Raw genomic sequence first — 13,257 nt, 5'->3', positions numbered from 1 at the left:
ACGGTCAGAGCCAGCGGGGCAAGGCCGGGGCTCCGGCGAGCGCAGTGCGACCGGTGAGCCATCCTGCGATGTCGGCGGCGGGGGCCACGATCTCCGCCTCGACCGCTTCCCCGGCCAGCCGCCACTGCCGGGTGCGGTCGGTGGGACGCAGGCTGCACGCCGGGCACCCCTCCTTGGCCGAGAGCACCGCCGTCACGTCGTCGAGCAGGAGGTCGAGGAGTTCGGCGGGCAGATCGGCTGTGGTGACGCCGGTGCCGAGATCGACGGCGTGCAGCCACACCTCGCGGCTACGCATCCACGGCACCTCGGCGGCGGGGATCGCTCGGCCCTGGGCACTGCGGACCTCCGACCGCCAGGCCTCCGGGGTGAGGTGAGTGAGAGCGTCATCCAGCGCCGCAGCGGTCGCCAGCAGTTCGCGCCGCAGCCGGTCCGGGGGATACCCCGCCGACTCCTCGATCTCCGCAGCGCGCTGCGCGCGGTTGGCGTACATCAGGTTCTCGACACCGGTCCGTGCCCAGGTCGCCAGCCGAACGAGCGCCTCGGCGTTGCGTGCGAGATGTCCCACGACGTGCGCCCGCGTCCAGCCGGGCAGGCAGCTCGGGCGGACGAAGGAGCCGTCGTCGAGCGCGTCCACCGTGGTCGACAACAGGTCGGTGCCCTGCCGCAGCCAGAGCAGCGTGGTCGCCGTGTCGTGGCGGTCCGTCATGGAGTCGCTCCGGTGGACTCGTGCGCGAGGCGCTCGGCGACGTCGGCCCGCAGCGCTTTCTTGTCGATCTTGCCGACCTTCGTCGACATCAGCGCATCGACGATCTCCAGGCGCTCCGGCCACTTGAACTTCGCCACCCCGAGCGCGGCCATGGCTGCGCGCACCTCGTCGAGGGTGAGCGTCGCGCCCGGCCGGGGCACGACGTACAGGCACACGCGCTCGCCGAGCTCCCGGTCCGGCATCGCGACCGCGGCGACCTGGCCCACCGCGGGCATCTGGTAGACGAGGTTCTCGATCTCCTCGGCGGAGATCTTCTCTCCACCACGGTTGATCATGTCCTTGTCCCTGCCCTCCACGATCAGGTTGCCCTCGGGCGTACGGCGGCAGATGTCACCGGAGCGGAACCAACCGTCCGCTGTGAATGCCCGCGCGTTCTGCTCGGGGGCGCGGTAGTACCCGCGCGGCGTGTAGGGGCCGCGCGTGAGCAGCGAGCCGGGCGTGCCCTCGGCGACGTCGACGTCCAGCTCGTCGACGAGGCGCACCTCGTCGTCCGGGCACATCGGACGGCCCTGCGTGGTGCAGATGACGTCGATCGGGTCGTCCAGGCGGGTGAAGTTCAGGAGGCCCTCGGCCATCCCGAACACCTGCTGCAGTCGCGCCCCGAGCACCGGCTCGACGCGATGAGCGAGCTCGTCGGCCAGGCGTGCCCCACCGACCTGCAGCACCCGCAGCGACGGCGGGGCACCGTGCTCGCCCGCGTGCTCCAGCCAGCGGCCGGCAACCGCCGGGACGACAGCGGTGTGCGTGACCCCCTCCGCCGCGATCGTGGCGAACGCCCGCGTCGGCTCCGGCGACGGCAGCATGACGACGGTCCCACCGGCGAGCAGCACCCCGAGCATGCCCGGGCAGGCGAGCGGAAAGTTGTGCCCCGCCGGCAGGCTGACCAGGTACACCGAGTCCGCGTCGACCCCAGCCATGTCCGCGCTGGCCCGAGCGTTGTAGGCGTAGTCGTCGTGGGTGCGGGCAATCAGTTTGGGAAGACCGGTGGTCCCGCCGGAGAGCAGGAACACGGCCACGTCCCGGCTCTCGGGACAGGCCGCCTCCAACCGGGCGCGCTCCTCCCCCGTCCCGGGCCCGCAGAGCGCGCGCAGATCGACACTCGCGTCGTCGACGTGGTCGCCGTCGACCAGCACGAGCCAGTCCGCACCCGTGATCTCCTGCACGCCCGGGCCCAGATCGTGGGCGAGCGCCTGGTGGTCGAAGTCCCGCATCCGGTCGGGGACCGCGATCGCCACGGCCTCGGCGTGCGCGGCGAGGTGGCTCAGCTCCGTCCGTCGGTGCGCGGGCAGCGCCATCACCGGTACGACCCCGGCGCGGAGGCAGGCCAGGGTGAGGATCACGAACTCTCCGCCGTTCCCGAGCTGCACCAGAATCCGATCGCCGCGTGCGAGGCCCAGGTCCAGGAGGCGGACCGCGGTGGCGTCCGCCCGGTCCGCGAGCTCGCGATGGGTCAGCCGCAGCCCCGTCGCCGCGTCGACGAGCGCGGGCGCATCGGGCGTGCGGTCGGCGACCTCACGGAGCAGGTGCCCGAGCGGGACCCCCTGCCAGTAGCCCGCGGCGACATACCGCTCGACCTCCGTGGCAGGCCAGGGGACGGTGTGCTCACTGACGGGGCCGGGCATCGGCAGCCTTCCGGTGCAGGACGACGGCATCGAGGGCGACCAGGCCGTCGTCGGTGAGTCGGAGCGGATTGACCTCGATCTCGGCAAGGTCGGGCGCGGCGGCGAGGACACCGCCCAGCCGGGCGACGACCTCACCGAGCGCAGCGGGATCGAGACTCGGACCATTCCGCCAGCCCTCGAGCAGCGCACGGCCGGCCAGCTCGGCCGGCATGAGAGCCGCCTCGCCGGCGGTCAGCGGGGCGAGTCGTACGGACACGTCGGCGACTGCCTCCGCCGTGGTCCCACCCAGGCCCACCAGCACGATCGGACCGAACACGGCGTCGCGCCGGGCGCCGACGACCAGGTCGACACCGCCCGGCGCCATTCGCTCCACGAGGAACCGGCAGGCGCCCGCGGTCTCCAGGGCGTCCAGGGCGGACTCGAGTTCCGCGGAGTCCCGGATGCCGAGCGCGACCCCTCCGATCTCGGTCTTGTGCAGGACCGTCGCGTCGAGCAGCTTGACCGCGACCGGTCCCCCCAGCTCGGCGAGCGCAGCCCGGGCCTCGGCCCGGTCCGCGCAGGCGCGCCGGGGCATGGTGGCGATGCCGAGGGTGTCCAGCAGATCCTTCGCCTGGCTCTCGTCGAGCGGACCCGCCACGCTGACCTCGACGGGATCGGGTGTGCCGCCGATCCGGGCGCGGTGACGGGCGTCGGCGAGGACCGCCCCGCTGGCAACGGCGACCCCGTGGGGGCTCGTGGCCACGGCGACGCCGACGGAGATCAGGTCGGCACGGCACCTCAGCACGTCCGTCCCGGTACCACCGACGCCGAGCACCACCGGCACGTTGGTCCGGCGACCTTCCTCGACGACTGCGGCAAGATCGACGGCGTCGGGCTCGTACAGGGCGAACCCGGCGATGACGTCCACCCTCGGGTCTTCGGACACCGCCGACAACACTGCGCCGAACTCCGGGCCGGGGCGCCCGGTGTCGACCGGGTTGCGCTGGAAGGTCAGGGGCGGCAGCAGCGTCGCGAGGGTGGCCTGGGTGGCCTCGGTGAGTGCGGGGACGCGGGCGCACCGGCCCCGCAGCTCGTCGAGCAGCAGCAGACCGGGGCCCGCCTGCGCGGTCACGACGCCCACGCCTGGATCGACCGCCGGAGCAGCGCGGGTCACCGACAAGGCACCAACCGCGTCGACCAGCTCGCGCTCGTCGTCGACGAGCACCGCGCCGGCCTGCGCGAGCGCGGCGCGGGTGATGCGCCAGGAGGTGGCGAGCGCCCCGGTGTGGGACGCGGCGAACTCCGCGACGTCGTTGCGTCCCACGACCAGCGCGACAACAGCCTTGTGCGGCACGAGCGTCGCGACGGCCTCCACCAGTGCCGGGCCGTCGGCGACCGATTCGACGTGCAGGGCCACCGCCCCGGTCGAGGCGTCGGTGGCGAGGTGGGCCAGGACGTCCGGCGCGGTGACGTCCACGCCGTTGCCCAGGCCGACGGCGAGGCTGATCCCGTGTCCGGCCTCCGCCAGGAGGAACGCCAGCGCGTGGTTGACTCCGCCGCTGGCGGCGACCACGGCCACCCGCCCGGCCTGCACCGACGCGGCCCCGGGGACGAAGCTCGCCGTCAGCGCCCGGGGCGGGACGAGGAAGCCGCTGGTGTTGGGTCCGAGCAGGCGGATCCCGCTGTCCCGCACCACCGCCGCGAGCTCGTCCTGGTACCCGACGCCCGGTCCACCGGCCTCGGCGAATCCGCCGGCGCAGATCACCGCGGCGCCGACACCCACGGCGACGGCCTCGGCCAGCACGCCAGGGCACGCGGGCGCGGGGACACAGATCATCGCGAGATCGACCGGACCGTCCGCGGCCGCCGCAGCGAGTGACGGGTACATGGTGCCGTCCCGGCCGTTGACCAGAGCGAGCCGGCCGCCGGCCGCCGCGAAGCCGTCGAGTGACCGGGCCAGCGCGGCACCGAGCTTGCCGGGCGTCCGGGAGGCCCCGACGACGGCGACCGAGCGCGGCGCGAACAACGGTGTGAGAGCGCTCACCGGTCCCACCCCGGCGACATCCCCACGAGATCGGTCCGCCCGGAGAGGACCGCGGTCAGAGCCTTGTCCCGGTCCAGGTCCGGGTCGACGAGCAGCGTGGGCATGCCCTCGGCGAGCCGGGCCTGCTCCGTGAGGAGCGTGCGGGTCAGTGGAGTGCCACCGTGGACCGCGACGATCGCGGGCCCACGCCGGACCAGTGACGCGAGGGTGGTCAGGGTCTCCGGCAGCCCGGATTCGGCGTCCGGAGCCGCCAACACCCCGCCCCAGGGGCCTTCGACGGGCTCACCGAGCGGCAGCCCGGCAGCACTCACCGGGATTCCGTGGGAGAGCTCGACCTCGACGGCCCGACCGGGCGCCGACCACCCCCCGTTCTCGAACGGGGTCTCCAGAGGCTCGGCACCGTGCGAGGCCACCCAACTCCGGTGACAGGCGTCGACGAAGTCCGGCGCCCGGCGGGCGAGCCGAGAGTGGGTGATGCTGCGGGACAGGAAGTGGTAGGCGAACTGCCAGGGCTCGAACGCCTCGTGGTAGCGGCCGAAATGCTCCCACCAGGCCAGGCTCGGCCGAGCCGAGTCCTGGATCCGGCGCACGGACGGCTGCGCAGCCTCCTCGTAGGCGACCAGGGCCGCCTCGAGACGTCCGGGCTGCGCGGTGAGCGCAGCGGACAGCGCGACCGCGTCCTCCATCGCCATCTTCGTCCCCGAACCGACCGAGAAGTGGGCGGTGTGCACGGCGTCGCCGAGGAACGCGACGGGACGCGGCGCGAGGGTGTGCCACCGTCTGGTGCGCCGGGTGCGGAAGTTGCCCCACCGCGAGTTGTTGACCAGCAGCCGTTTCCCGTCGATCTGGTCGGCGAACAGCTTCTCCAGGTACTCCTTGGAGATCAGGTCGCTCTCCCCGGGCGGGCGTGTCAGGTCGAACTCGTCCAACCCCGCGCGACGCCAGGACTCCTCGTCGGTCTCCACGATGAAGGTGGAAACCTCGTCCGAGATCGGGTATCCGTGCACGGCGAAGACGCCATCCGGGCTGCGCTCGTGCACGAAGGTCAGGCCGTCGAACAGGTAGTCCGTGCCGAACCAGATGAACTTCGCCGTCGCGGTCTCGACCTTCACGCCGAGGTCCGCGTCGAGCTGCTCGCGGATCCTCGAGCCGGCGCCGTCGGCGGCCACGACGAGGTCGTAGTCGGCGAGGTCGTCGAGGGTGACCTCCGTGGCGAAACGCAGCCCGGCCCCGACGTCGCGGGCCCGGGCCTGCATGAGCGCCAGCAGTGTGCGGCGCACGATCGCCGCCATGCCGTTCCCGCCGCAGCGGATCCGCTCGCCCTTCAGCCGGACCTCGATGTCGTCCCAGTGCCGACCGTGCTCGGTCAGCGCCTCGCGCAGCACCGGATCGGCGTCGTGGATCCCGGCCAGCGTGCGGTCGGAGAACACCACGCCGAAGCCGAACGTGTCGTCGGCCCGGTTCCGCTCGAACACCGTCACCTCGACCGACGGGTCGGCCCGCTTGATCAGTGTGGCGAAGAACAGCCCGCCTGGACCGCCTCCGGCGACGGCGATGCGCATCAGTTCGCCGTCACCATGACGTTCCTCAGCTCGCCCACTCCCTCGACGCGAGTGACGACGACGGAGCCCTCCCTGAGGTAGCGCGGAGGCCTGCGGGCGTGCCCGACCCCACCCGGCGTACCGGTGGCGATGAGGTCGCCGGGCACCAGGGTGATGATCCGCGAGATGTAGGCGACCAGCTCGGCCGGACCGAAGACCAGGTCGGAGGTGTCGGCCTTCTGCACCACGTCGCCGTCGACCTCGCAGGAGATGTCGCCTGGCTCCACATCTGTGACCAGCCACGGCCCGACCGGGGTACTGCGCTCGAACGTCTTGCCCTGCAACCACTCCACGGACCGGTACTGGAAGTCTCGGGCGGTCACGTCATTGACCACGGTGTAGCCGGCGATCGCCGCGGCGGCCTGCACCGGAGTTGCGTGGCGGACCTCCGTGCCGATGACCACGCCCAGCTCGGCCTCCCAGTCCACCTGCTCCGACCCCGCCGGCAGCTCGACCGGGTCGTGGGCACCGACCAGCGCCCGGCTGAACTTCGCGAACAACGCCGGGTACTCCGGCAGCTCCCGGCCCATCTCCAGGATGTGTGTGCGGTAGTTCAGACCGACGCACAGCACCTTCTCCGGCTTCGGTACCAGCGGCGCGTAGTCCAGCCCTGCGAGTTCGTGGCGCGCGCCGGTCGCGGTCTCGGCGGCGCTGCGCCAGTCCGGCCGGGCCAGCAGCACGCCGAGGTCCTCGGCGTCGAGCTCGACCGCTGCATCGTCATCGATCCGGACAGCCGCGGTGCCCGTGGCGGTGCGGACGGTCGCGAGCTTCACGAACGGTCCTCGTGCGCGGTGCGGGCAAGACCGAGGGCCTCGACGACGGGGTCGTCGGAGAAGCGGAAGGCGTCGAGCCCGGCGTCGGTGTCGAAGGCCAGACCCGCCCACGAGGGCACGCAGAAGAGGTCGCCCGTGCCGACCTCGTACCGCGCGTCGCCCACGGTGACGACTCCGGCACCCTCGAAGATCTGCCACACCGACGAGCCGGCGGTCCGGGTCAGCGCGGTGGACGTGCCTGCACGCAGCCGGTGCATCTCGCAACGCATGGTCGTCAGACAGTCACCTGCGGTGGCCGGGTTGGTGAACCGGACCACCGCGTGCCCTGGCTCGACGACACCGGGCCGGCCCTCGCGCTCGAGCTCCAACTGCGCGCCGAGCGCGGCGTCGGTGTGCTCCCAGCGGTACGCCATCAGCGGAGACGCCTTCGGAGTGGGCGCGCCGACCGGGGTCAGTCCGGGGTGCCCCCACAGCCGCTCGTTGCGGGACACCTCCGGCGTCTCCTTCGTGGCCAGCTCGTCCGGGCCGAACTCGAAGAACCCGGCGTCGATCGTGCGGACGAGCGGGATGTCCAGGCCATCGATCCAGGCCATCGCGTGATCGGTGGTGTTGTGGTGCTCATGGAAGTGCATTCCGGGGGTGAGCAGCAGATCTCCGCGTTGCATAGCCACCGGGTCGCCCTCCACGTTCGTCCAGACGCCCTCCCCTTCGACCACGAACCGGAATGCACTCTGGGTGTGGCGGTGTGCCGGTGCCTCCTCGCGCGGGCCCAGGTACTGGATCGCCGCCCACAGCGTCGGCGTGGCGTAGGGCGCGCCGGACAGCCCCGGGTTCACGAGCGCGATCGCGCGCCGCTCCCCACCCCGGCCGACCGGGACGAGCTCCCCCGCACGTTCGGCCAGCGGCAGCAGACTGGACCAGCGCCACAGCATCGGTACGGAGTCGGGCTGCGGAGTGGTCGGCATCAGGCCGCCGATCTCGGTCCAGAGCGGCTTCATGTGCGCGGCGTCGAAGGCCGCGTACAGCTCCTCGAGCTGCGCCTGTTCCGTGCAGGTGATCTCCGGCAGCTGGCTGGAGGCCATGCGAACGTCTCCTTCGTCGTTCCGGCGACCGTCGCCCCCAGGGTGTCGTCAGGGCGGGCCACACGAGCGGGGGCGGCACGCAGAGACGAGGTCGGGTCGGCCGCCTGCGCGCCGGTCGCCCCGGCAGTCCGTCGAGGCTGCACCCGGAGCCGACGCCGAAGGCGATGACTCGGGCGCCGGCCGCACGAGGCACGAGACGACCACCGGGGGCCCGGATCGGAAACGCGTCGGGCTTGTCACCGCCGGCACGACCGCCACGCTCCTCGTCGTGTGCGTGCACCGCCCCCGTGGCGAGCACGACCCGAACCTACAACATATGCAGGACGATCGTCCATCGTGTGTAACGTCGGCGGGGGTGGATCTACCCCGCCTCCTCCGCAGGCAGTGCGACGGCGCCCGTCAACGCGTCGACGCAGGCCTCGGCCGGGCCCCGCAGCAACCCGTGGGCTTCGAGGAACACCTCGTGGGCGAGCCGGCCGCTCCACCCCTCCGGCAGGAGCTCGGGCGGCAGATCGGGGTCGCGGAACGGGAAGCGTCGGTAGTCGTGGACCAGGTTCATCCGCTCGACCAGCGCGTCCGTGCCCTGCAGCGCGCCCGACCGATAGGCCGCGAGCCGGGGCCGATAGGTCTCCAGGAGCTCGGCGTAGGCGCGGTCGAGGCCCTCGAGGTCCCAGGACCGGGCGGCGATGTCCCGATCCGAGGCAACGCCGGCCGACCGCGACCGGAAGACGTCGAGCTGCACGGCGGGCTCATCGGCAAAAGCGGCGCGAACCAGCCCGGTGCGGTCGTGCGGGCTCACCCAGACCGCCGACGAGAGCGGGCCGAAACCGAACCAGGCAAGCTTCTTGCGCAGTTGCTCGCGTAGGCCGCGCTCGGCCTCCGGGACGGAGTAGATGACCATGTGCCACAGCCCGTCCCACGGGCCCTGCGCGCGGTGGAAGATGCGCTCACGACCCTCGTCGAGCAGCCCCCAGGCTGCGTCGGTGAGGAGGTAGACCGTCTCGCGGCCGTCGCGGCGGCTCGCCAACCAGCCCTCTTTACGCAGTCTCGTCACCACGACGCGGACCGTGGGCTCAGGGACGTCGAAGCAGTGCATCAGCGACACGAGGCTCCGCAACCGGGCCTCGCCCCCCCGGTAGCGAAGGTAGTCGCCGAACAGGTCGAAGATCAGCGAGCGCGCCTTCACGAACACACCTCCCCACGCGCGGACACCGCACGCCGCCTGCAGCGGCCCATTCACGTCGTCCGCGACGATCCGCCGACCGTCTGGAGCGCCGAAATCGTCCCGACCGGCAGCCAATTGAAACACCAAGAGGACGTCGCTCACGGTAGACACTCGCTCCGCGAGGATCGCCGGAACGTGGCTGCGCGGCGCACCGCCGGCGTTCGCGCTGGTCACCGCGCTGGCCGGGTTGCGGGTGCGGGCCGCGCGGCGCAACGCCTACGGCCCCGACCCGCCCGTGCTCGACACGGGCCTGCTGCGGGGCCGCGTCAGTCGTCGGACTCGGCGGCGTAGCTCTCGGCGAGCCTGCGCGTCCGGGCGCGGATCACGAGGCTCACCCCGAGTCCCACCAGCACCGCCACGACCAGGCCGATCCACGAGAACCGCGAGAGCCATCTCTCGGCCACGACGCCCAGCGAGTAGACGAGCAGCGTCGTCCCGGTCGCCCACGCGATCCCGCCGAGCGCGTTGGCCACGAGGAACCGCGGGTAGTGCATGCCGAGCGCGCCGGCGAGCGGCCCCGCGAAGATTCGCAGCAGCGCGATGAACCGGCCGAAGAACACCGCCCACATGCCCCAGCGGGTGAAGACCCGTTCGGCGACCCGGACGTGGTCGGGACCGAAGTGCCGCGGGAAGCGCCTGCCGAGCCGGCCGAACAACGCCATGCCGTAGCGGCGTCCGACGAGGTAGCCGATCGAGTCGCCGATGATCGCGCCCGCGCTGCCGGCCACCGCGATCCACGCCGGGGACACCGCGAGCTCGTGGCGCGACGACAGCAACGCCGCGCTGACCAGCACGATCTCGCCGGGCAACGGGATGCCGAGGCTCTCGATCCCCACGACGAACCCGACGAGCAGGTACACCGTCAGCGGCGGGATCGTCTGCAGCAGGTGATCGACCGACATCAGTCCCCCATCATCGGCACCCGCGACCGCGGGGTGCGCCCCGAGTCTGCCGCCGCCACCCGGCCGGCCGCCGCGCGACCCCGTGCGGCGCACCCGATCGGTGGGTCCCGACGGCCTCGTCCCTCACGGGTGGTTAGCGTGGTTTCCGTGCGCATCGCAGCCCGCGGCACCAGCGGCGTCGTCGGCGGGGTCGTCAGGGTCGTCGGCGTCGTGGTCGTCGCCCTGCTCACCCTCGCCGCGTGCGCCGGCGCCGCACCCGACCCCGACGCCACCGCCCGGGTCCCGGTGCCGGCTCCTCCGTCGGACCTCGAGCCGCAGCGCACGCCCGCCGGTCCGCGTGTCCTGCTGACCGGGCTCGAGGTGCCCTGGGGCGTCGCGTTCCTCCCGGACGGCGACGCGCTGGTCACCGAGCGGATGTCCGGGGCGATCATGCGGGTGACCCCGCAGGGGGCGGCGACGCCGGTCGGAACGGTCGCGGGGGTCGTGGCCCGCGGTGAGGGCGGCCTGCTCGGGATCGCGGTGTCGCCGCGGTTCGCGGCGGACCGCACGGTCTTCGTGTACTACACCTCGGCCGGGGACAACCGGGTCGTGCGGCTGCAGGTCGCGCCGGACGGGACGGTCGACGGCACCGCGCAGACGGTGGTCGTGTCCGGCATCCCGGCCGGGTCGATCCACAACGGCGGCGGCCTCACGTTCGGCCCCGACGGATTCCTCTACGTGGCGACGGGCGAGGCCGGCCGCCGCGGCCCCGCCCAGGACCTGAACGACCTCGGGGGCAAGGTCCTGCGCCTCACCCCCGACGGGGCCCCCGCCCCGGGCAACCCCTTCGGCACCGGCGTCTTCACCTATGGCCACCGCAACGTGCAGGGCCTGGCCTTCGGCCCCGGCGACCGGCTCTACGCGACCGAGTTCGGCCAGAACACCTACGACGAGATCAACCTCCTGACGGCGGGCGCGAACTACGGCTGGCCGACCGTCGAGGGGATCGCCGGGCGGCCGGGCCTGGCCGATCCCCTCCTCACGTGGTCGACCGCCGACGCCTCCCCGAGCGGGATGGCCTACGCGGGCGGCTCGCTGTGGGTCGGTGCGCTGCGCGGGGAACGGCTGTGGCGGGTGCCGCTGACCCCCGACGGCCGCGTCGGGACCCCCGAGGCGCTCTACACCGGACAGTTCGGCAGGTTGCGCACCGTCGTCGCCAGCCCCGACCGGTCCTCGCTCTGGGTGACCACGAGCAACCGCGACGGCCGCGGCTCCCCCGCCGCCGACGACGACCGCATCCTGGTGGTCCCCCTGTGAGTGGCGATGGTCGCCACTCACAGGGTGCTTCGGCCGGGTCGTCGACAGGGCCGTACCGTCGGGACCCATGAGCGGCGGCAGGGTGGGTCGGTACGTGCGGATGGTCGCCGTCGAGGGGCAGGGCCGTGCGCTGGCCGAGGGGCTGCTGCGCGTCGCCGAAGGGATGCGCGACGCCCCCGGCTGCGAGCTCTACGTCGTCAACCGGACGCCCGACGAGGACGACGCGGTGTGGATCACCGAGGTCTGGAGCGACGAGGCGGCGTCGGACGCGGCGCTCAACCGCGACCTCGGCGAGGCCGGGCTCGGCTCGGTGCTGGGACTGCTCGCGGGGCCGCCCGAGTTCATCGAGCTCTCGCCGATGGGCGGTCCCGGCCTCTCCTGACCGTCCCGCCGGCGCTCAGGACGGGATGACCCAGTCGTAGCTGCGGTCGACCGCGCGCTCCCAGTTCGCGTGCTCGCGGCGCCGCAGCTCCGGGTCCATCGCCGGTTCCCACGCGGCGGCCCGGTGCCAGTTGGCGCGCAACGTCTCCAGGTTCGACCAGTGGCCGACGGCCAGCCCCGCCGCGTACGCCGCACCCAGCGACACCGCCTCCGACCCGAGCGGCCGCTCGACCGGCACGTCGAGCACGTCGGCGAGGAACTGCATGAGCAGGTGGTTGGCCGTCATGCCGCCGTCGACCTTGAGGCGGGTGACGGGCAGCCCGGAGTCGGCGTTCATCGCGTCGACGACCTCGCGGGTCTGCCACGCCGTCGCCTCCAGCACCGCCCGGGCCAGGTGCCCCTTGTCGATGTAGGACGTCAGGCCGACCATGACGCCGCGCGCGTCCGGGTGCCAGCGCGGCGCGTAGAGCCCGGAGAACGCCGGGACGATGTAGCAGCCGCCGTTGTCGGGCACCGTCATCGCGAGAGTCTCGATCTGGGGCGCGGTCTCGATCAGCCCGAGCGAGTCGCGGAACCACTGCACCAGCGAGCCCGTCATCGCGATCGAGCCCTCGAGCGCGTACACGGGCACGTTCTCGCCGAGCACGTAGCCGACCGTCGGGATCAGTCCGTGGGTCGACTCCGCCATCCGCGGCCCGGTGTTCATCAGCATGAACGCGCCCGTGCCGTAGGTGCACTTCGCCTCGCCGGGCGCGAAGCAGGTCTGGCCCACGAGCGCGGCGTGCTGGTCGCCCAGCGCGCCGGCGACCGGGACGCCGGGCAGCACGGTCGAGCAGACGCCGTAGACCTCGGAGTTCGACCGGATGCGCGGCAGCATCCGCTCCGGGACGTCGAGTGCCGCCAGCAGCTTCGGTGACCACTGCAGCGTGCGGATGTCCATCAGCATCGTGCGGCTGGCGTTGGTGACGTCGGTGACGTGCACGCCGCCGGCGGGCCCGCCGGTGAGCCGCCAGATCAGCCAGGTCTCCATCGTGCCGAACAGGACGTCGCCGCGCTCGGCGCCCTCCCGCGCACCGGGAACGTTGTCGAGCAGCCAGCGCAGCCGCGGACCGGCGAAATAGGTCGCCGGGGCGAGCCCGCACACGGACGAGAACAGCGGCCCGTGCCCCTCGGCCGTCAGCCTGGCGACGATGCCGTCGGTGCGCGTGTCCTGCCAGGTGATCGCGCGGGCCAGCGGGAGCCCGGTGTGCCGGTTCCAGATGACGGTGGTCTCGCGCTGGTTGGCGATCCCGAGCGCGGCGATGTTCTCCGGGCCCAGCCCCGCGCGGCGTAGTGCCGCCGGGACGATCGACACGAGGTTGCGCCAGATCTCCTCGACGTCGTGCTCGACCCGGCCGGGGCGCGGGTAGTGCTGGCGGTGCTCGCGCTGGGCGACCGCGATCATCCGGCCGGCGCGGTTGAACAGCAGGCAGCGTGTCGACGTCGTGCCCTGGTCGATCGCCGCGACCACTCGCTCACTCATCGGGTGCTTCCCTGTGCGCCGCCGTCCGGCTGCAGGAACGGCACTTTCCCGCAGCCCGGTTGCG

11 protein-coding genes are annotated in these 13,257 nt (G+C 72.9%); 2 read left to right on the top strand and 9 right to left on the bottom strand.

The genetic code is table 11. From position 1 onward, the window contains the following. Positions 1-4 precede the first annotated feature (4 nt). From PSD17_RS31325 to PSD17_RS31290, 8 genes are all read right to left on the bottom strand, one after another. Entirely contained in the window at positions 5-706 is a 702-nt protein-coding gene (locus tag PSD17_RS31325) for a maleylpyruvate isomerase family mycothiol-dependent enzyme (protein WP_339125972.1), read from the bottom strand. Next, a complete protein-coding gene (locus tag PSD17_RS31320) occupies positions 703-2,388 on the bottom strand; it encodes a (2,3-dihydroxybenzoyl)adenylate synthase (RefSeq protein WP_339125971.1) in 1,686 nt (561 codons plus the stop codon). Before PSD17_RS31320 ends, PSD17_RS31325 begins: the two co-directional genes overlap by 4 nt. Next, positions 2,369-4,411, bottom strand: a complete 2,043-nt coding sequence (locus PSD17_RS31315) for an acetate--CoA ligase family protein (protein WP_013677109.1) — start codon at positions 4,409-4,411, stop codon at positions 2,369-2,371. Before PSD17_RS31315 ends, PSD17_RS31320 begins: the two co-directional genes overlap by 20 nt. Next, positions 4,408-5,973, bottom strand: a complete 1,566-nt coding sequence (locus tag PSD17_RS31310; RefSeq protein ID WP_339125970.1) for an FAD-dependent monooxygenase — start codon at positions 5,971-5,973, stop codon at positions 4,408-4,410. Before PSD17_RS31310 ends, PSD17_RS31315 begins: the two co-directional genes overlap by 4 nt. Next, positions 5,973-6,785, bottom strand: a complete 813-nt coding sequence (locus PSD17_RS31305; protein ID WP_339125969.1) for a fumarylacetoacetate hydrolase family protein — start codon at positions 6,783-6,785, stop codon at positions 5,973-5,975. The genes PSD17_RS31310 and PSD17_RS31305 overlap by 1 nt, the downstream gene beginning before the upstream one ends. After that, positions 6,782-7,867 carry a cupin domain-containing protein gene (locus tag PSD17_RS31300; protein ID WP_013677112.1) on the bottom strand — a complete coding sequence of 362 codons (1,086 nt, stop codon included), beginning with the start codon at positions 7,865-7,867 and terminating at the stop codon, positions 6,782-6,784. Before PSD17_RS31300 ends, PSD17_RS31305 begins: the two co-directional genes overlap by 4 nt. Before the next feature lie 361 nt (positions 7,868-8,228). Further along, positions 8,229-9,053: a PaaX family transcriptional regulator gene (locus PSD17_RS31295; RefSeq protein WP_339125968.1), complete on the bottom strand. Its 825-nt coding sequence runs from the start codon at positions 9,051-9,053 to the stop codon at positions 8,229-8,231. A gap of 305 nt (positions 9,054-9,358) precedes the next feature. Next, a complete protein-coding gene (locus PSD17_RS31290) occupies positions 9,359-9,994 on the bottom strand; it encodes a DedA family protein (protein ID WP_013677114.1) in 636 nt (211 codons plus the stop codon). 147 nt (positions 9,995-10,141) lie between these two features. Here PSD17_RS31290 and PSD17_RS31285 point away from each other — a divergent pair, with 147 nt between their 5' ends. Both PSD17_RS31285 and PSD17_RS31280 read left to right on the top strand, forming a co-directional pair. Continuing rightward, positions 10,142-11,290 (top strand): PQQ-dependent sugar dehydrogenase, encoded by a 1,149-nt coding sequence (locus PSD17_RS31285; protein ID WP_339125967.1) that lies wholly within the window; start codon positions 10,142-10,144, stop codon positions 11,288-11,290. A gap of 67 nt (positions 11,291-11,357) precedes the next feature. Then, positions 11,358-11,672 (top strand): putative quinol monooxygenase, encoded by a 315-nt coding sequence (locus tag PSD17_RS31280; protein WP_013677116.1) that lies wholly within the window; start codon positions 11,358-11,360, stop codon positions 11,670-11,672. A 15-nt stretch (positions 11,673-11,687) separates the two neighbouring features. Here PSD17_RS31280 and glpK read toward each other — a convergent pair whose 3' ends face one another. Further along, positions 11,688-13,193 carry a glycerol kinase GlpK gene (gene glpK, locus PSD17_RS31275; protein ID WP_013677117.1) on the bottom strand — a complete coding sequence of 502 codons (1,506 nt, stop codon included), beginning with the start codon at positions 13,191-13,193 and terminating at the stop codon, positions 11,688-11,690. Between the last annotated feature and the right edge of the window lie 64 nt (positions 13,194-13,257).

It is taken from the genome of Pseudonocardia sp. D17 (assembly GCF_036984265.1).
Classification (GTDB): domain Bacteria; phylum Actinomycetota; class Actinomycetes; order Mycobacteriales; family Pseudonocardiaceae; genus Pseudonocardia; species Pseudonocardia benzenivorans.
This window is presented reverse-complemented; position numbering and strand designations above follow the sequence as displayed.

Excerpts from the sequence above, each read along its gene's own strand:
- PSD17_RS31325 (WP_339125972.1), bottom strand. The coding sequence starts at position 706 with ATGACGGACCGCCACGACACGGCGACCACGCTGCTCTGGCTGCGGCAG.
- PSD17_RS31320 (WP_339125971.1), bottom strand. The coding sequence starts at position 2,388 with ATGCCCGGCCCCGTCAGTGAGCACACCGTCCCCTGGCCTGCCACGGAG.
- PSD17_RS31310 (WP_339125970.1), bottom strand. The coding sequence starts at position 5,973 with ATGCGCATCGCCGTCGCCGGAGGCGGTCCAGGCGGGCTGTTCTTCGCC.
- PSD17_RS31300 (WP_013677112.1), bottom strand. The coding sequence starts at position 7,867 with ATGGCCTCCAGCCAGCTGCCGGAGATCACCTGCACGGAACAGGCGCAG.
- PSD17_RS31290 (WP_013677114.1), bottom strand. The coding sequence starts at position 9,994 with ATGTCGGTCGATCACCTGCTGCAGACGATCCCGCCGCTGACGGTGTAC.
- PSD17_RS31280 (WP_013677116.1), top strand. The coding sequence starts at position 11,358 with ATGAGCGGCGGCAGGGTGGGTCGGTACGTGCGGATGGTCGCCGTCGAG.
- glpK (WP_013677117.1), bottom strand. The coding sequence starts at position 13,193 with ATGAGTGAGCGAGTGGTCGCGGCGATCGACCAGGGCACGACGTCGACA.